Raw genomic sequence first — 18723 nt, forward strand, 5'->3', positions numbered from 1 at the left:
CCGCGGAAAAGAAAAGGAGCGCCCGTACCCCGTGAACGTTGAGTCGCGCCGCGCACCGTCTGCCGCGCCTTCAGTGTAGAAGGCCTGCCGCAACGGGCGAAACGGATGTGTTGCTGAATCAAACAGCGTGCGAGTCGTCCCCTCGCACGCCACCTGGATTACTGGCGGTAGGACTTGAGGAAGTTGCCGATCCGGCCAATGGCCTGGTCCAGGTCGTCGACCCGGGGAAGGGTCACGACGCGGAAGTGATCCGGCCATGGCCAGTTGAACGCCGTGCCCTGGACCACCAGCAGCTTTTCGGACAGCAGGAGGTCGAGGACGAATTTTTCATCGTTGTGGATCGGGCAGACCTTCGGGTCGATCCGCGGAAAGGCGTACAACGCACCCATTGGCTTGACGCAACTGACACCAGGAATGTCGTTGAGCAATTCCCAGGTACGGTTGCGTTGCTCCAGCAACCGGCCCTGGGGCAGGACCAGGTCGTTGATGCTCTGGTAGCCACCCAGCGCTGTCTGGATTGCGTGTTGGCTCGGTACGTTGGCACACAGGCGCATATTGGCCAGCATGTCGATGCCTTCGATGTAGCTCTGGGCGTGATGCTTGGGACCGGAAATAACGATCCAGCCGGAGCGGAAACCCGCCACCCGATAGGATTTGGACAGGCCGTTGAAGGTCAGGCACAACAGGTCCGGCGCCAGGGAAGCGGTACAGACGTGCACGGCATCGTCGTACAGGATCTTGTCGTAGATCTCGTCGGAAAACACCACCAGGTTATGCTGGCGAGCCAGTTCCAGCATGCCCAGCAGGACCTCTCTGGAGTACACCGCGCCAGTGGGGTTGTTCGGGTTGATGATCACCAGTGCCTTGGTGTTCGGGGTGATCTTGGCCTTGATGTCCGCCAGGTCGGGAAACCAGTTGGCCTGTTCATCGCACAGGTAATGCACCGGATTGCCGCCCGACAGGCTCACGGCGGCGGTCCACAATGGGTAGTCCGGGGCCGGCACCAGCACCTCATCGCCGTTGTTGAGCAAGGCCTGCATCGACATCACGATCAGTTCGGACACGCCGTTGCCCAGGTAGATGTCTTCGATGCCGACACCTTCGACCTGTTTCTGCTGGTAGTACTGCATTACGGCCTTGCGGGCGCTGAACAGGCCCTTGGAGTCGCTGTAGCCCTGGGCAGTCGGCAGGTTGCGGATAACGTCCTGGAGGATTTCATCGGGCGCTTCGAAACCAAAGGGTGCCGGGTTGCCGATGTTCAGCTTGAGGATGCGATGGCCTTCCTCTTCCAGGCGTTTGGCGTGCTTGAGCACCGGGCCGCGAATGTCGTAGCAGACGTTGGCGAGCTTGTTCGATTTGCTGACCTGCATGGCGATGTGTTCCCGAAAATGAACGATCCAGGCGGCGAGTGAACTACCGTACTGGGGATCCTGCGTCTGTGCCCAGGCTTGACGCGGTACATGCGTGACAATCCGTTTGAATGCGCATGACGTGACTGCCAGACTGGCGCCTGACGAGGCGCAATCATACGTGCCGCCCGATCTGCGGAAAAGCGTCGGATCGGGCTTTTTCAATTGCCGAGGTAGGACGATGGAAAAGTTGCAGAAAACCCTTGAAGAATGGCGCGCCATGCTTGACCCGGAGCAGTACAACGTCTGTCGGCTAAAGGGCACCGAACGGCCATTCTCCGGTAAATACAACGACACCAAGACTGATGGTGTGTACCACTGCATCTGCTGCAACGAGCCATTGTTCGATTCGCAGACCAAATTCGATTCCGGTTGCGGCTGGCCCAGTTTCTACGCGCCGATCGAAGGCAGCGCAGTGGTGGAAGTGCGCGATGTCAGCCACGGCATGATCCGCACCGAAGTGGTCTGCGCCAAATGTGACGCGCACCTGGGCCACGTCTTCCCTGACGGCCCGCCACCCACGGGCTTGCGTTATTGCATCAATTCGGTGTGCCTGGATCTGGTGCCCCGAGGGTAACTCTGTGGGAGCAAAGCTTGCTCGCGATGAAGGCACCTCGATCTCTGAAAGACCGTGTCGCCTTCATCGCGGGCAAGCCTGGCTCCCACAATCTGTGATGCGGGTATTTTTGGATAATTAAATTGCATGCAATTTAATTGCTCGCTATCTTCAGTGTCCTCTTCTTCCCATCTGGAGCCTTGCCATGAGCGACAACCTGCTGAGCATCCCGTGCACCACGATGAAGGGGGAGCAAAAGACCCTCGCCGATTTCGCCGGCAAGGCTGTGCTGGTGGTCAATACTGCCAGCCAGTGCGGCTTCACTCCCCAGTACAAGGGGCTTGAGGCGTTGTGGCAGACCTACAAGGACCAGGGCCTGGTGGTGCTGGGCTTTCCCTGCAATCAATTTGGCAAGCAGGAGCCGGGCAATGAGGGGGCGATTTCCGAGTTCTGCGAGCTGAACTTCGGTGTGAGTTTTCCGCTGTTCAAGAAAATCGAGGTCAACGGCGCCAATGCCCATCCGCTGTTTGTCCAGCTCAAGCAGCGGGCGCCCGGCGTACTGGGGTCCAAGGGCATCAAGTGGAATTTCACCAAGTTCTTGATCGGCAAGGACGGCCAGGTGGTCAAGCGGTTTGCGCCGACCACCAAACCCCAGGACCTGACCGGTGAGATCGAAGCCTTACTCAAATGAATGATCTGTCAGTCGATGCGCTGAAACTCGACAGCCAGTTGTGCTTCAAACTGTACGCCGCGTCGCGGGCGGTCATTCGCGGCTACAAGCCCATGCTCGATCAGCTCGGCCTGACTTATCCGCAATACCTGGCGATGCTGGTGCTGTGGGAGTGGCAGGTAAATGCGCCGGAACAACCCACGGTCAAGGCGCTGGGCGAACGGCTACTGCTGGATTCGGGCACGCTGACGCCGTTGCTCAAGCGCCTGGAACAACTGAGCCTGGTTCAGCGCCAGCGTTCGGCCCGCGATGAGCGGGAGGTGCATCTGAGCCTTACGCAAACCGGCTGGGAATTGCGTGAGCAGGTCGGTCCGCTCAAGGCCCGCCTGTTATGCGACAGCGGGCTTGACCTGGACCGCCTGGGAGAGTTGCGAGACGGTCTCGATCATCTGTTGGGGCAGATCAAAGCGCTGACGTAAGCGGCACCCACTGGTCCAGCAACGCCGCCAGCTCTTCGCGCCGAAACGGCTTGGACAGGTAATCGTTCATGCCGGCGGCCCGGCATCGCTCACGTTCCTCAGGCATGGCGTTGGCTGTCAGTGCGACAATCGGCAGGTCCGGCCAGCGCCCGCTGCGACGGATCTGGCGACTGGCTTCGTAACCGTCCATGACCGGCATGTTGCAATCCATCAGGACCAAATTGAAATCCCTCTGTTCGAGCAGGTCCAGGGCTTCGGCGCCATGGGCCGCGACGATGACTTCGCAACCGAGCTTCACCAGCATGCCCTTGGCCACCAGTTGGTTGACCGGATTGTCTTCCACCAGCAACACCCGCCCGCGTTTGGACGGCGCCAGGGTTTCGATCTGAGCGTCATTGATGGTGGTGGCGTCGCTTTGCAAGGCGCGACGCAGGATCTGATAGAGGGCATGGCGCGCCAGGGGCCGGGCCTGCTGTAACAAGGGGGCGAGGGCGGCGGCTTCTTCGCTGGGCAGAAAACTGCCATATGCGGTGACCAGCAGGATGGGCGCGTCGAAGGTGGGACGCATAGTGAACAGGCATTCCGGGCAGTCGGTAATCAGGACATCAGGCTTGAGGCCCAGCAATCCGTCATCCACCGAACGTCTTTCATAGTCCAGCCCCCAGCCGGGCAATAGCATGTTGAGCAATTCGGCCAGGCCGCTGCTGCGGTCGGTGATGGCCACAATATTGCCGCGCAAGGGCTCGACGGGCGTCGCCGGGGTATGGCAGGGCAGGGGCAGGTCAGCGCAGAACTGGCTGCCGAAACCGGCCTCGGAGGTGATCGTCAACTGGCCTTGCATGGCTTCACAGAGGTTGTAGGTCAGCGCCAGGCCCAGCCCGGTGCCACCGAATTGGCGGGTAATGCCAACACCGGCCTGGGTGAACGGCTGGAGAATTCGTGCTTGGGCTTCCTGGGGGATGCCGATGCCGGTATCACAGATCTCGATTCGCACGCCGTCTTCATGTGGACTCAAACGTACGTCGACCCGGCCGAAGCGAGTGAATTTCAGCGCATTGGACAGCAGGTTGCTGACGATCTGGCGCACCCGGGTAGGGTCACCCAGGACCTGTGCTGGAAGCGCCGGGTCGATCAGGCAGGCCAGCTCGACGCTGGGAGCGGCGTTCTGGGAAAGCAGGTTGGCGGTGTCTTCGACCAGCGAGCCAAGGTCGAACGGGATGCGTTCGAGTTCCAGTTGACCGGCGTCGAATTTCGACAGATCAAGGATATCGTTGAGCAGTTCAACCAGCACCTTGCCCGAGTCATGGGCGATCGATAGCTGTTGCTGTTGTTCGGCCGTCAGGGGGCCATCCAGTGACAGCGCGATCATTCCCAACAGACCGTTGAGCGGCGTGCGGATCTCATGGCTCATGTTGGCCAGAAAGACGGAGCGGGCTTCGGCCATATCCAGGGCGGTGCGCCGGGCCACTTCCAACTCCTCGTTGGACTGGCTGAGGCGGGCATTGATGGCTTTGAGTTCGGCGGTACGGGCCGAGACAATGTTTTCCAACTGCGCCAGGTAATCGGTGAGGCGATTTTCGGCCGTGCGCCGTTGCTGAATCTCGGTGGCGATATTTTCGAACTGCTGGTTGGCCACCGAGACCAGTACACCGATCTCGTCCTGCTGGTGGCCGGAGGGGCATTCCAGACGACTCTGCTCGCCGCTACTGGGATCGCGGCTGCTCAGTTCGCGGATCACCCGAACCAGCGGCTTGGTCAGCATCACATAAAACAACGCCAGCAGCAGACCGGTCAGGATCAGGCTGCGGGCGAAACCATTGAGCAGCGTCACTTCGGCCCGGCGCAGGAACCGGCTGCCGAAAGCATAGGTGTCGACCTCCAGCCGCAGCACGCCCAGGGACTCGGCCGGCAGGTGGTCCAGATAGAGGCGGTCTTCGAACTGGCGCTGGGCACCGAAGAGAAAGTCGCTGATGAACCGGTAACTGCTCTGCAGTTCGGGGCGTTTGACGCTGGCCAGCACGGTGTTGTTGTTATCGATCAGTTGGGCACCGATGATGGCCGGTGAGCGCAACAGGCCCAAGGACAGCTCCTGGGCGAGTTCGGCATCGATGTTATAGGCGATACGCGATGCCGGGTTGTGGCTGATTTCCAGCAGCGACAGGATTTCACGGTTGATCGACGCGTCTTCGCTGGCATAATCGATGCCGATCTGCATCAGGCTGAGCAAAGTACCCAGCACGAAACCCACCAGAACGGTCAGCCGGGCCTGCTTGTAGGACAGCCGTTGGGTGAATCTGATGTCCATGGAATGATGAACCACTTACGTTTCCCTTCGCCGCTCAAGCATAGCTGATCATCTCTGAATACCGATGCAGCCGGTTTATGTTGTGTGGGATAGACCCGCCATTGGGTACGGCGTTTCGTCGCTGTAGCGCCATCATCACTGTGAACCTGTCCGAGGAGAAGACATGGACTCTCGATTGAATGCTTTTCTTGAGCGTGCCGATGCGGTGCTGGCTCGCATAGAGCCCTTGTTGCCTGCTCCACGGCCGGCTATCGATTGGACCCGAACGCTGGCGGCCCGTTGGCAGCGCGACGGGCGCAGTGGTTACCTGCTGCCGCTTGAAGTCAGCCTCGACATGCGCCTGTCGGACCTGATTGGCGTGGATCGTCAGGTTGAACAGCTGGGTCGCAACACCCGCCAGTTCATCGATGGCATGCCGGCCAACCATGCGTTGCTGTGGGGCTCGCGTGGCACTGGCAAGTCGTCTCTGGTGCGCGCGTTGCTGGCCGAACATGCCCAGCATGGCTTGCGGTTGATCGAGATCGAGCGCGATCACCTGGCCGATCTGCCGCGGGTGGTCGAACAAATCGCAAAGCTGCCGCAGCGCTTTGTGCTGTTCTGCGATGACCTGTCGTTCGAATCCGGGGAGGGCGATTACCGCGTTCTTAAAAGCGTGTTGGACGGGTCTCTGGAACAGGCGCCGGACAACGTGCTGTTGTACGCCACCTCCAACCGCCGTCACCTGGTGCCGGAAAAGGAAAGCGACAACGAGAACTGGAAGCGGGTCGATGGCGAGCTTCACCCCAGCGAGGCCGTGGAGGACAAGATCGCCCTGTCTGACCGTTTCGGGTTGTGGCTGTCGTTTTATCCGTTTACCCAGGAGCATTTCCTCAACGTGGTGGAGCACTGGATCGGCGAGCTGGCGGCCAAGGCCGGGCTGGCCTGGCAGCGTGATGAAGCGCTGGATGTGCAGGCAGTGCGTTGGGCCACCGGGCGCGGCAACCGCAACGGACGTTGCGCTTATCAGTTTGCCCGATATTGGGTGGGCCTCAAACTTCTGGAGAATAAGGCATGATCGATTTGAAAGGCACCGGCGAAGGTCTCGACGGCTATGGCTTGTTAGCGGCACAGCTTGAGTCCTTGCTGGCCGATGAGCGTGATTTCATCGCCAATGCCGCGCAGTTTTCGGCCTTTCTGTTCAGTCAGCTGGACGACTTGAACTGGGCCGGCTTTTACCTCAATCGCAACGAAGAACTGGTGCTGGGCCCATTCCAGGGGCAGATCGCCTGCGTGCGAATTCCCTTTGGCCGTGGTGTGTGCGGGACAGCGGCGGCGACCCGCCAGACTCAGCGTGTTGAAGACGTCCATGCCTTTGCCGGGCATATCGCCTGCGACAGCGCGTCGAACAGCGAACTGGTGGTGCCGCTGGTCAAGGGCGGGCGCCTGATCGGCGTGCTCGACCTGGACAGTCCGAAACTGGCACGTTTTACCGAGCATGACCGGGCCGGTATCGAGCAACTGGCCGATATCTTCCTGCGCCTGACAGACTGCTGACCCGCTTGCCGTAGCAGTTGGCCATAGCTCGGACCGCGTTCGGCTCGGCAGCGCCTACAACGGCGGCTTTCATGCCTTCAGTCCGGCCTTGTCCAACAGGCTGTCCGGGTCGACCTCATCGATCTGGCGCGGATCGAGAAACTGGTTGGCGTAGCTCAGGTAGATCTTTTCATCGATGAACAGCCCGAACAGCTCTGGATCGATGTGGGCGTCACGGCACATGGTGGCCATGATGCCCAGGGCTTCACTCAGTTTCTTGGCCTTCTTGTAAGGACGATCGGCAGCCGTCAGTGCTTCGAAAATGTCCGCAATCGCCATCATGCGTGCCGGCAGGCTCATCTCCTCGCGTTTGAGCCGCTTGGGATATCCCGTGCCGTCCATCTTCTCGTGATGCCCGCCAGCGATCTCCGCCACGTTGCCCAAATGGCTAGGAAAGGGTAACTGGCTGAGCATCAGGATTGTTTGCACCATGTGATGGTTGATGACGTAACGCTCTTCACGCGTCAGCGTGCCTCGTTTGATGCTGAGGTTATAAAGCTCGCCGCGGTTGTACTTCCAGGGCGGCACGTCGAGCTGGAACCCCCACGGGTTGTCTGTCGGGATCAGCTCGGCTTCGTGCCGCTCCAGCAGGTGCTCGGGCTTGTCCGCCAACAACCGTTCAGTGACTGGAAGCGCAGGCTTGGGCGTGCGTGCCTGGCGCCGGTTCTCTTCCCAGGAAACCCCCAGGCGGTCATCCAGGGTCCGGGTCCAGGGGCGTTGGGCGATATCTTGCAAACGTTGCAGGTCGGCGTCGGCCATGGCCTCGGAGCCGAGGTTGCAGCGGGCGACGAAGGCAAAGTCGTCATCGAGGCTGGCCAGTGTGGCGTCGCGTCGCTGGGCCAGGGATGACGGCTCGCCACCCGTTGCCAGGGCCTGCCAATAATCGACCCAGGCGTCGCGCTTGAGCACCTCGAAGCGCGTGCGAATCTCGTGGATCCGGTCGTTCAGGGTTTCCAGTTTGGTGGCTTTGTCGACCACGTATTCGGGTGTGGTGACCTTGCCGCAATCGTGCAGCCAGGCGGCGATGTGCAGCGCTTCCCACTCATCTTCCGTGGGACGGTAGGCCTGGAATGCCGACGCCTGGCTGGCAGCGGCGGCCTGGGCGAGCATCAGCGTCAGGGCTGGCACCCGCTGGCAATGACCGCCGGTGTAAGGACTCTTGGCATCGATCGCCCCAGCCAGCAGTTGAATGAACGAATCGAGCAGTTGTTTTTGCCGGGCTTGCAGGCGCTGGCCTTCAATGCTCACGGTGGCGGCGCCGGACACGGCCTGCAGGAAGGCAATGCGGTCTGGCTGCAGTTTTTCCAGGTCGGCTTCGGTGCCGCTGTCGGTTATCAGCAACACCAGAACCCCGACGGTTTCCTGGTGACGATTGCGCAGGCGGATGCCGATCAGGTGAACCCGTGGCGCATCCAGTGCCAGCAGGACACTCTTGAGGTCGCCGACCTGCTCGAAGCCCAACGAGGTGACGAGGTTGTCCGAGGCGTCCAGTTGCTGCAGCCATGGCGGGCTGTCCTGTGCCTTGAGCGCATGACCTTGCAAGCCGAAGGCAGCAAGGTCCCGAGGCCTTCCATCGATGACCAACCCATAGGGCCTGACCTGATCGTCATCGTTCTCGCGCAGGTAAATCAGGCCGGCCTGGGCCTGGCCGATTTTCACTGTTTCGAACAGCACCCGCTCCAGCAACGGGGCAAAGCGGGTTTCGGCGCGCAGACTGGCGGTGATTTCGAAGAAGCTTGCCAGGGTCTCTTTCATTCGCGCCATTGAGACGCCCAACTGATCGACCTCCAGCACGGGGGAGCGGCGGGACACCGGGTAGTTGAAATCGAAGCTGCGGATGGCGTCCGCCTCCTGCACCAGTGCGCGCAGGGGCTTGACCAGAATCCTGGAGGTCAACCAGCCCAGGGGCAGGCACAGGAGCAGAGTGGCGAGGGTAATCAGCGCGCCTTGCCAGCGCATGCGATAGGCATCGGCCAGCAACTCATCCTCAGGGACCAGCAACGCCAGTTCCAGGCCCTGCGGCCCGCCTTCCTGCATGTGGCTGCGCGAAACGATCCATTGGCGTCCACCAGCCTCCAGGCGTGGGGTGTCGGTGTTGTCGTCGAGTGCGGCGGCGATGGCCGGGCTGAGGTCGCGTGCCTTGATCAGGCGTGCCGACTGGATGTCGGTGATCAGCCGATGACTGTCGGGGTAGGCGACTGTATTGCCCTGGGGGTCGAGCAGCACAATTTCGGTGCCGGCGGTCACCCTGTGCTTGGCCAGGGTCTGGGACAGGGACGCCAGGGTCAGGTCGGCAGCGATGACCGCCTGTTCGCCACTGCGCCGGGCGAGGGTGGTGCCCAGGTTTTGGGTGGAGAAGAATACGTAGGGTTCGGTGGTGATTTGCTCGGCGCTTCCCAGCGCGCTGCGAAACCAGCCTCGGTTGCGTGGATCGTAGGATTCGTCGGCAATGTCCTGACGGCTGACGAGCGTCAGGCTCTGGTCGTAGAACAGCGACTGGGCACGAACCTGGCCGGGGGTAGCTGTCCTATCCACGGTCCAGACCTGGTAGGCCGCGTTGGCCGGTGCTTTCAGCGCGGTCTTCAGGGCTTCGGTACGCAAGGGACGGACCATCAGGAAGTCGCCATTGCTGTCGCCCAGGTACAGCGACGCCAGGTTCGGGTTGTCCCGCAGCGCCTGGCTGAAGGGGGCGAGCAGGGCCAGGCGCTGAGCGATCCTGGGTTCACGTGTCGCCGGGTAATCGGCTAGCAGGCCCAACAGGTGGCGGATGGGTTCATAGGTGTCATACAAATCCAGGCGTACGTCCTGCTCGATGCGGTTGAACAGTTTTTCACTGCTGGACAGGATGATTTGTGTGGTTTGGTGATAGTTGAAAATGCCTAGCACCACACCGGTCAGCAGCAGGAGCAACGTAAACATCACGCTGATGTGTACGTGCAAGGGGAACCGGCGTTGTTGCGGACGCGGTGCGCTGGGCATTGCAGTCACTCCAAGTGTTGATGGGCGTTCCCAACTCATTCCCTGCCGCGCCGGGGGAAACCAATCGAGAACGCCCCTGGTGCGCACTGCTGAGCGATCAGCATAGTAAACGCTGGATTATTTTGCCTTGGCGATCTCTGTTTCCAGGGCGCGCTCCAGTTCGGTCATGGCCTGGTCGAGCGCCTCGGTACATTCGCCAATGGGTTGCGCACCCTGTGCCTGGTGGCAGGCGTGTTCCAGCGCCTCACATCTTTGTATCAACGAGGTCGCCTGCACGATTCGGGCGACGCCTTTTATTTTGTGCGCGGCCTCGGTCAGTGCCTGTCGGTCCCCACTGCGGGCAATATCGAGCAACTCCCGGCGGTCCGAGCGATTGCTGCTGAGCAGTTCTTCCAACAGGCGCCGGATGGACAAGGGGTTGCCACCGGTCAAGGTCTGCAGGCTTTGCACATTGAAAGCCTTGGGCCGGCTGGTGGATCTGACTGTTTTCATCCATTGGCTCAGGGCGCTCAGGCTGATCGGTTTGAACAGGCAGTCGTCCATTCCGGCGTCCCGGCAGCGTTGTTTTTCCTCCGGTTGTGCGTTGGCGGTAAACCCCAGGATGGTGCAGCGCGGCAGTTCGCGTTCGCACTCATGGCGACGAATCGAACTGGCCAGTTCGTAGCCACTCATGATGGGCATGTTGCAATCGGCGATGACCAGGTCGAAATCCCCTTCATGCCAGGCTTTGAGTCCTTGTGCGCCATCATGGGCGACCTGATGGTGATGACCCAGGTACTCCAGTTGTTGCGACATCAACAAGCGATTGGCCGGATGGTCATCCACGACCAGAACGCTCAAGGCGGCCGTGGCCGTTTCAACGACAGGTTCCGGGGGCACGCAAACCGTGGTGGTCGGCAGGGTAGTCAGTTGCAGTGAAATCTGGACCCGGGTGCCGATGCCCGGCTCACTGCTCATGTGCAGACTGCCGCCCATCATCTGACACAGGTTGCGACTGATCACCAGGCCAAGTCCTGCGCCCGTTCGCGCCATCCGGCCGGTGTTGTCGACCTGGGAAAACGGCTCGAACAGACGTTGCAGGTCTGCCGCACTGATGCCGATGCCGCTGTCGCTGACCTCCAGTTGCATGTGCAGGGTGTCATCCGGGGCGGCCGGAGACAGTTGGACCTTGATTTGAACTTGACCCTGTTCGATAAATTTGAGGGCATTGCTGATCAGGTTCGAGAGCACCTGTTTGAATCGCAAGGGATCTATCAGGACGTCCGGGTTGCCTTCGGCCGGGTCGAACAGCAGCGACAATGCCAGGTTCTTCTGTCGAGCAACGCCTTCGAAAACCCGTATGACCGATTGCAGCAAGGCCCTGAGATTGACCCGCTCGGGCGCCAGGCTCAGGTGACCTGACTCGATCCGTGCAATGTCCAGGATGTCGCCGATCAGCTCGAGCATGCCGGAAGCCGATTCGTACGCCACTTCTATGGTCGAACGGTCCAGATGGCCCTTGTCGGCATGTTTCAAAGCCAGCTCCAGCATGCCGATCACCGCGTTCATGGGGGTGCGGATCTCATGGCTCATGGTCGCCAGGAACGTGCTTTTGGCGCGGTTCGCATTGTCGGCCCGCTCCTTGGCGGCGCGCAGTTCGTCGAACAACTGGCGTCGTTCGCTGATGTCGATCCAGCCGCCAATGATGCCCTGTACTTCGGCGTTTGAGTTGCGATAGGGGAGAATCCAATGGTAGATGGTCAGCTTGTCAGCCCCGATATGTAACGGGCGATCCAGGACCAGCGGAGTGCCTTCGGCCATGACCCGCTGATAGTCCGCCTGGTACTCCTGCGCTTCGAAAGCATTGCTCATGGACCCAGGCATGACGTTCTTGCCGATGACTTCTTCGCGTTTCACGTTGAACGTCTGCAAGTAACTGTCATTGCAACTTTGCAGGAAACCGTTGCGATCTCTGACGTAGATCGGGTGAGGGGTGCCGTTGAGCAGTGAGTGCATGAACTCAAGCTGGTCATTGAGGGCCAGCTCCGCCCGTTGACGTTGCCTGATCTGGCGCTGCATGTAGGCATTCCATGCCAGCGACAGCAGCAACAAGAGGCCGACGCCGGCGACGATCTGAAAAAACAGGCGGTTATAGGTGCGCCACACGTGTTCCGATGCCGACACGTAACCTCGCCAACGATTATTGATCACGCCCAGTTCGTCCGGGTCGATGCTGGTGAGGGCTTTGTCGAGAATGGAGTTCAGCTCCACGGCGTCTTTGGCAGTGGCCAACGAGAACATGGCCTGGCGGGTTCCTACGGTGCTGCTGATTTGCAAGGTGTCTCGCAACGAGTGCGACGAGATGAAGTAGTTGGCCATGACCAGAGAGTTCACGCTGCCATCGATCTGGCCCTTGGCGAGCATTTCAACGGCATGGAGAGGGTCGTCGGTTTCGATGATCTTGATGTCCGGATACTGGCTGCGTAGCCATTCAATGACCGGATTGCCTTGAGTGATGGCCAGGCTTCGGTCGCCGAACTGGTCGAGGGTGGCCGGGGTGTCGGCTTGCTTGCGGGTTAGCAGGACGAATGAGCTGTCGACGTAGGGGCGGCTGAACTTCAACTGTTGCTGCCGCGCGCTGCTCGGCAAAAGCGCTGCAATCATGTCGGCCTGACCGTTCAGGACCGCGGCAATCATTTCGCTGTCATTCTGAGTGCGTTGGATCTCCAGGCGGATGCCGGTGCGCAACCGGATCAGCTCCAGCAGGTCGGCACTGATGCCGCGAAAGTCACCATCGGAGTCGAAAAAAGTGAAGGGCGCCGCGGTTTCGTTGACCACGACTCGCACCACCGGGTGCCGTGCCAGCCAGCGTTGCTCCCGGGCGGTCAGTTGTATCTTGTGTTCCGTGAGATACAAGTCGCTGCCAGCGCTCCAGCGTTTGGAAATGGCCGCTTGCTCGGTGATGGAAATCTGGTTCAGCGTGGCATTGATGGCCTCCAGCAGCCGGGTATCGTGACTTCGAACCGCGAAACCGAATCCATAGGACTCATGCTTGCCGAAGCTGGCCATGCGGATGTTGCTCAGGTAACCCTTGCTGATCATGTAGTGGGTGGAAATGGTATCGCCGAGAAAGACATCCGCCTGGCCGAAAGCGACGGCGTTTATGGCGTTCTGGTAGGAGGGGTAGGTGCTGATGATTGCCTTGGGGTAAAGCTTTTCGATTTCCCGCAGCGGCAGGTAGTGATAAACCATGCTCAGCCGCAATCCCTGGAGATCTTCGGTCAGGGAACGGCTTTCATTCGTCCGGGTGACGAGAACGGGCTGGTCCACTGCATAAGGGGTCGATAGCACAATGCCGGGGGTGCGAGCTTCGAAACCATTGGCGGTGCCGAGCAGGTCGATTTTTCCATTCTTGAGGGCAGCAATGGCCTCGTCCCGGGAAGCGAAACGCAAAACCCGCATTGGCAGACCGATCGCCCTGGCGATGACGCCGGCGTAGTCGGCAGTCATGCCCTCGTAGTCTTGCCCGCTGGTGGACAGATCGAAGGGCGGATAATCAGGGGCAGACGTTCCCAGTACCAATTCCTGCCGGTCCTGTAACAGGCTACGGTGAGCGTCATCCAGCAGGACCTCGACATGAGCCGCCGTCGAACGACCCAAAAGCGTGTAGTGCTCGGGCGTGCCCGGCGTCGCCATGAGGACGTGCGCATATAACCCCGCGCTTAATAGCAGGAGGCATCTACTTATGCATTTGAGCATCCGGTCTTTTCTCACACCAGCGCGTTGCGCTTCGCCATTTCAATCAGTTCTACCAGGGACTTGACCTTGAGTTTTTGCATCAATCTTTTTTTGTAAGTGCTGACGGTCTTATTGCTGAGAAACATACCTTTGGCTATTTCCTTATTGGTACGGCCCTGAGCAAAAAGTTGCAGCACCATCAACTCTCGGTCATTGACACTTTTGAACAGATCCAGCTCTATGCTGCGAGGATCATCCTGGCGGACCGGGTTCAGTGCCTGGCTGGGGAAATAGTTATAACCGGACAAAACGGCCTTGATTGCGCTGACCAGTTCGCTGAGGTCTTCCTGTTTACAAACGTATCCCGAGGCACCGGATTGCATGCACCGGATACCGAAAAGCGTTGGGGACTGAGCGGTGAGCACCAATGTTTTAAGGGGCGTGGTCATGGCGTTGAACCGTGAGAGAATTTCCAGCCCGTCAAGCCTGGGGATGCTGATGTCCAGAATGACCAGGTCCGGCATGCATTCGCGCACCATTTGCATCGCATCCACACCGTTGTCAGTTTCCCCTACGACTTTATAGCCCTCATGCTCCAGGAGCATGCGAACGGCGAGGCGGATGACCGGGTGGTCGTCGACAATGAAAACGGAGTTCATGAATAAAGTCCCTACGAGCTTAATAAAGCGCGCACCTTAGCCCAGTTAATGCCGGGGTCGTATGAGGAGACAGGCATACATATTCAATTTCAGAAGTTTCCTACAAAAAAAGAGGCGGGGTACTACGATGTGATTGGGTTTTTAGTAGGTGAATGAACTAGGAAGGGGAATTATTGCCCGTTTTGAAGGGGAGATTTCTTTCAAGATGTTGTTTATACAAACAAATAGAGGAAGGGTTTTATTCAGTATTAAATGGCAGGCCATCGACTTTTCAGAAACGAGTACGACGCTTCATTGCCGTTTACCCCGCCCCGAGGGGCGGGCCTGCCAAACCTCCATGACTGTGCCTTCGCATCCAGGCTTGCCGCCGACGCCCTCTCATTGGCGAGTACGGCCCGTCATCTCCTGAGCCATTTCGCTGGCGTAGCTGTCAGTCATCCCGGCGATAAAATCGATCATCCGCAAGAATGCACCATGCAACGAACCGTTCGGATCGGGCGCGTTGTTACCCAGCAGGTCGAGAATTCGCCGATTCTTGAACGAAGGCGTGCGACCGCCATGTTGCTCCAGGGCGGCGCCGCAAAATCCGTTGAGCAGGATTTCCAGCGTGGTGTAGGCGCCGATCTCATGCAGGGTCTTGCGCTTGTCCTGGAAGATCTTCTTGCGCGCCATGTCCTTGGCATTCAATACGCAACGTTTGGCTGGGCCATGCATGTGTTCCACCAGGTCCCCTGGCAGCGTACCGGCCAGCAACGCTTGCTGCTGCTCGACGAAAGCCCTGGCTGCGGCGTTGGTCAGATGTTCGATGGCCTTGCCCCGCAGGATCGCCAGTTTGCGTCTTCGCGAGTCCAGTGGTCCAAGTTGACGGTAAGTGTCCGGGAGATCGTCGCCCACCAGGTCCAGAAGCAGCGACTCCACTTGCGGGTATTCCAGCAGCTCCATTTCCACGCCGTCTTCCAGGTCGATCAGCGCGTAGCAGATGTCATCGGCGGCTTCCATCAGGTAAACGAGCGGATGCCGTGCCCAGCGCTGGTCTTCGAGCTGAGGCAGGCCGAGCTTGTGGGCGATCTGTTCCAGCAACGGCAGTTCGCTCTGGTAGCAACCGAACTTGTGCTTCTTGTAGCCCAGGGAATCCGCGTGACGGGCGGTCCAGGGGTATTTGAGGTAAGTACCGAGGGTGGCATAGGTCAACCGCGTACCACCGTCGAACTGGTGATATTCAAGCTGGGTGAGCACCCGGAACCCCTGGGCGTTGCCTTCGAAATTGAGAAAGTCGTTGCGCTCGGCCTCGGTCATGGCGTCGAGCCAACCGCGGCCTGCGGCCTGCTGAAACCAACAGCGGATGGCGTCTTCACCGGAATGACCGAATGGCGGGTTGCCGATGTCATGGGCCAGGCAGGCCGATTGCACCACCATGCCCAGGTCACTTGGCTCGCACCACTCAGGCAGGGCGCTGCGGATGGTTTCTCCCACGCGCATGCCCAGGGAGCGTCCGACGCAACTGACTTCCAGCGAATGGGTCAGGCGTGTGTGGATGTGGTCGTTGCTGGAGACCGGATGCACCTGGGTCTTGCGTCCCAGGCGCCGGAACGCGCCGGAAAAAATGATGCGGTCATGGTCTTTGTGGAACGGGCTGCGGCCCAACTCTTCCGGGCTATGCAGCGTTTTTCCGAGGCGCTCGCGAGTCAGCAGGGTGTGCCAATCCAAGGCTGGTTGCTCCGTTTGATAAGGTCGATGTCCTAGCTTCGCGGTTCGCGGGGCACCTCGCAAGGCCTATAGGCTATTGCTGCGTCAGGGTTTGCGCACACTTTTGGCCAGCTTGATGAGCGGCAGCAGGGTCGTTGCCAGCCGGATCAGTCCCGTCAGGCTGCTGGTGCGGCCGCTACGGGTCCGTTTGCCGGTGAGAAAACCGAGCAAGGACACCGCCGCCACGCCCCAGAGCGGGGCGTGCTTGATGCCGAAGCCCTCGTGCCAACTCTGCGTGAAACCGCGCACCCGCTGCAGAGGTTGCAACAGTTGACGGGTTTCCTGGCGGATTTCCTGTCGGTGCATTTCCATGCGCAGACGTACCAGCGCCTTGCGCATTTCCTGGCGTGTCCGGGCTTGAGGAATATCAGGCAGGCTCATGGCAACAGGCGCTCCCGGTCGTTGGCCAATTCTTCCAAAGTGGCATGGAAAGGGGAGGACTCGTCATAGATCGCTGCCTTGAGTCGCAGGCCGCAGAACAGGGCGGCCAGCAGATAAAACAGGCACAAGCCAATAATCCCCGCCAGACGATAGGTATCCCATACCAGGATCAGTACCAGCGCCGACAGCCCCACCAGTAGCAACAACGCAAATACCAGCGCCAGCCCGGCGAACAACAACAGGCTGACTGTGCGTGCTTTCTGTTCCTGCAATTCGATGCCGAACAATTCGACATGACTGTGCAGCAAGCCAAGGAACGCGGCGCCCAGGCGGCGTGCTGTAGGTTGTGTGCCCGCTTCGGACGAGCCGGATTCGTCAATGCCCATCATTAGCGCCGTGTCGCCAGCAGGCCGATCAGAAAGCCCACGCCCGCGGCGATGCCGACGGATTGCCAAGGATTGGCCTGAACGTATTCCTCGGTGGCGATCACCGCCGCCTGGCCGCGCTCACGCACCGAGTCTTCGGTCAACTTCAGGGTCTCGCGGGCGCGCAGAAGGGTTTCATGGATCTGACTGCGCAGCTCATCGGCCTGGTCGCCAGCCAGTGTCGCGGTGTGATCCAACAGCCGTTCGGTGTCGCTGACCAGCGTCTGAAAATCTTCCATCAGGATTTCTTGAGCAGTCTTTGCCTGGGTTCTGGCCATGGGGGGAATCTCCGTAAGTGACGTCTGAAGCGTTCGAGTATGAGCCATACCGGAAGGTTCAGTGAAACTGACTGGTACAACTTTTGCTCAGGGTTTTGCCATGTACTGGTGCGTCCCCCTGCGCCTGTGCGCTGAAGCTGGGCGTCAGCCCGCAAAACCTTAACCCAGAAAAACAAAATCCGCGAAGCACTCCAAGCGCAACACCGCATTGTCGATTTTTTGTGCACTCATTCGGTTCATCGGTTTTTCGGTAGTCAGATGAGATGTCTCGACTTGGTGCGTCGTCTGGGCGGGCGAACCGGTTTGGTGCTTTTTTCAACTTTTCAGGTCTGCCAACCATGGAAAATATGCAAAGCGCTGTGGACACTCTGGTCCACAGCTCCAACACGCTGTTCATTTTGCTCGGTGCGGTCATGGTTCTGGCGATGCACGCCGGTTTCGCGTTCCTTGAAGTGGGAACTGTCCGACAGAAGAACCAGGTCAATGCACTGTCGAAAATTCTCAGTGATTTCGCCGTCTCCACCCTGGCCTATTTCTTCGTGGGCTACTGGGTTTCCTACGGCGTGACCTTCCTGCAACCTGCTGCGGCGCTCAACGTCGATCATGGTTACAGCCTGGTGAAGTTCTTCTTCCTGTTGACGTTCGCCGCCGCGATCCCGGCGATCATTTCCGGCGGTATTGCCGAGCGTGCCCGATTTGCCCCTCAGTTGTGTGCCACGGTGTTGATCGTCGCGTTTGTGTATCCATTCTTCGAAGGCGTGGTCTGGAATGGCAATTTCGGCCTGCAGGCCTGGTTGCAAGCCCAGTTCGGCGCTGGCTTCCATGATTTTGCCGGTTCGGTGGTCGTGCATGCCATGGGCGGATGGCTGGCGCTGGCGGCCGTGCTCTTGCTGGGGCCGCGTAACGGCCGTTACCGCGACGGTCGTCTGGTGGCGTTCGCGCCATCGAGTATTCCTTTCCTGGCCTTGGGTTCGTGGATCCTGATTGTCGGCTGGTTCGGCTTCAACGTGATGAGCGCCCAGACGCTGCCGGCGGTGAGCGGGTTGGTGGCGATCAATTCATTGATGGCCATGGTCGGCGGGACCGTGGCGGCGTTGGTCGTCGGACGCAATGACCCCGGCTTTCTGCACAACGGTCCGTTGGCCGGGCTGGTAGCGGTCTGTGCCGGTTCGGACCTGATGCACCCGATCGGCGCACTCGTGACCGGAGCTATCGCCGGTGCCTTGTTTGTCTGGTTTTTCACCGCGGCCCAGGGCAAGTGGAAGATCGATGATGTGCTCGGTGTCTGGCCGCTCCACGGGTTGTGTGGTGTCTGGGGCGGCATTGCTTGCGGGATCTTCGGCCAGAGCGCTCTGGGCGGCCTGGGCGGGGTCAGTTTGATCAGCCAACTGATCGGCACCACGCTGGGCGTTGTCGTTGCCCTGTGCGGCGGGTTCGCGGTCTATGGTGCGATCAAGGCTGTGGTGGGACTGCGGCTGACTCAGGAGCAGGAGTATTACGGCGCCGACCTTTCGATCCACAAGATCGGCGCGGTCAGTCAGGACTGA

At 59.8% G+C, this 18723-nt stretch carries 15 protein-coding genes; 6 read left to right on the forward strand and 9 right to left on the reverse strand.

The features are described 5' to 3' along the window. Positions 1-158: 158 nt before the first annotated feature. Positions 159-1370 (reverse strand): pyridoxal phosphate-dependent aminotransferase, encoded by a 1212-nt coding sequence (locus CRX69_RS13690; protein ID WP_047226372.1) that lies wholly within the window; start codon positions 1368-1370, stop codon positions 159-161. 220 nt (positions 1371-1590) lie between these two features. Between CRX69_RS13690 and msrB the strand changes: the two genes are divergently transcribed. From msrB to CRX69_RS13710, 3 genes are all read left to right on the forward strand, one after another. After that, positions 1591-1986 (forward strand): peptide-methionine (R)-S-oxide reductase MsrB, encoded by a 396-nt coding sequence (msrB, locus tag CRX69_RS13695; protein ID WP_047226373.1) that lies wholly within the window; start codon positions 1591-1593, stop codon positions 1984-1986. A 184-nt stretch (positions 1987-2170) separates the two neighbouring features. Then, positions 2171-2656, forward strand: a complete 486-nt coding sequence (locus tag CRX69_RS13705; protein ID WP_107322174.1) for a glutathione peroxidase — start codon at positions 2171-2173, stop codon at positions 2654-2656. Next, positions 2653-3114 (forward strand): MarR family winged helix-turn-helix transcriptional regulator, encoded by a 462-nt coding sequence (locus CRX69_RS13710; RefSeq protein ID WP_047226375.1) that lies wholly within the window; start codon positions 2653-2655, stop codon positions 3112-3114. The genes CRX69_RS13705 and CRX69_RS13710 overlap by 4 nt, the downstream gene beginning before the upstream one ends. On the opposite strand, the gene CRX69_RS13715 is transcribed toward CRX69_RS13710, so the two are convergent. After that, a complete protein-coding gene (locus CRX69_RS13715; protein WP_076385708.1) occupies positions 3098-5419 on the reverse strand; it encodes a hybrid sensor histidine kinase/response regulator in 2322 nt (773 codons plus the stop codon). The genes CRX69_RS13710 and CRX69_RS13715 overlap by 17 nt on opposite strands. Before the next feature lie 163 nt (positions 5420-5582). On the opposite strand from CRX69_RS13715, the gene CRX69_RS13720 reads away from it, so the two are divergent. Next, positions 5583-6473: an ATP-binding protein gene (locus CRX69_RS13720; RefSeq protein ID WP_047226377.1), complete on the forward strand. Its 891-nt coding sequence runs from the start codon at positions 5583-5585 to the stop codon at positions 6471-6473. Further along, the gene (locus CRX69_RS13725; protein ID WP_047226378.1) at positions 6470-6952 is read left to right on the forward strand and encodes a GAF domain-containing protein; all 483 of its coding nucleotides are present in this window, start codon (positions 6470-6472) and stop codon (positions 6950-6952) included. Before CRX69_RS13720 ends, CRX69_RS13725 begins: the two co-directional genes overlap by 4 nt. Positions 6953-7021: 69 nt before the next feature. Here the strand turns inward: CRX69_RS13725 and CRX69_RS13730 are convergent, their stop codons facing one another. The 7 genes from CRX69_RS13730 to CRX69_RS13760 form a co-directional block, all read right to left on the reverse strand. Next, positions 7022-9970 (reverse strand): HD domain-containing phosphohydrolase, encoded by a 2949-nt coding sequence (locus CRX69_RS13730; protein WP_107322175.1) that lies wholly within the window; start codon positions 9968-9970, stop codon positions 7022-7024. 117 nt (positions 9971-10087) lie between these two features. Further along, complete coding sequence (locus tag CRX69_RS13735) at positions 10088-13645, reverse strand: transporter substrate-binding domain-containing protein (RefSeq protein WP_107322176.1); 3558 nt, start codon at positions 13643-13645, stop codon at positions 10088-10090. A gap of 74 nt (positions 13646-13719) precedes the next feature. Beyond that, on the reverse strand, positions 13720-14346 hold the full coding sequence (locus CRX69_RS13740; protein ID WP_047226381.1) for a response regulator transcription factor: 627 nt from the start codon (positions 14344-14346) through the stop codon (positions 13720-13722). Positions 14347-14724: 378 nt separating this feature from the next. Continuing rightward, on the reverse strand, positions 14725-16053 hold the full coding sequence (locus tag CRX69_RS13745) for a deoxyguanosinetriphosphate triphosphohydrolase (RefSeq protein WP_107322177.1): 1329 nt from the start codon (positions 16051-16053) through the stop codon (positions 14725-14727). 84 nt (positions 16054-16137) lie between these two features. Continuing rightward, positions 16138-16473 carry a hypothetical protein gene (locus CRX69_RS13750; protein ID WP_047226383.1) on the reverse strand — a complete coding sequence of 112 codons (336 nt, stop codon included), beginning with the start codon at positions 16471-16473 and terminating at the stop codon, positions 16138-16140. Beyond that, positions 16470-16859, reverse strand: a complete 390-nt coding sequence (locus CRX69_RS13755) for a phage holin family protein (RefSeq protein WP_047226384.1) — start codon at positions 16857-16859, stop codon at positions 16470-16472. The genes CRX69_RS13750 and CRX69_RS13755 overlap by 4 nt, the downstream gene beginning before the upstream one ends. 2 nt (positions 16860-16861) lie before the next feature. Next, positions 16862-17176 (reverse strand): ElaB/YgaM/YqjD family protein, encoded by a 315-nt coding sequence (locus CRX69_RS13760; protein ID WP_047226385.1) that lies wholly within the window; start codon positions 17174-17176, stop codon positions 16862-16864. A gap of 338 nt (positions 17177-17514) precedes the next feature. Here CRX69_RS13760 and CRX69_RS13765 point away from each other — a divergent pair, with 338 nt between their 5' ends. Next, entirely contained in the window at positions 17515-18723 is a 1209-nt protein-coding gene (locus tag CRX69_RS13765; RefSeq protein WP_047226386.1) for an ammonium transporter, read from the forward strand.

It is taken from the genome of Pseudomonas rhizophila, assembly GCF_003033885.1.
GTDB lineage: Bacteria > Pseudomonadota > Gammaproteobacteria > Pseudomonadales > Pseudomonadaceae > Aquipseudomonas > Aquipseudomonas rhizophila.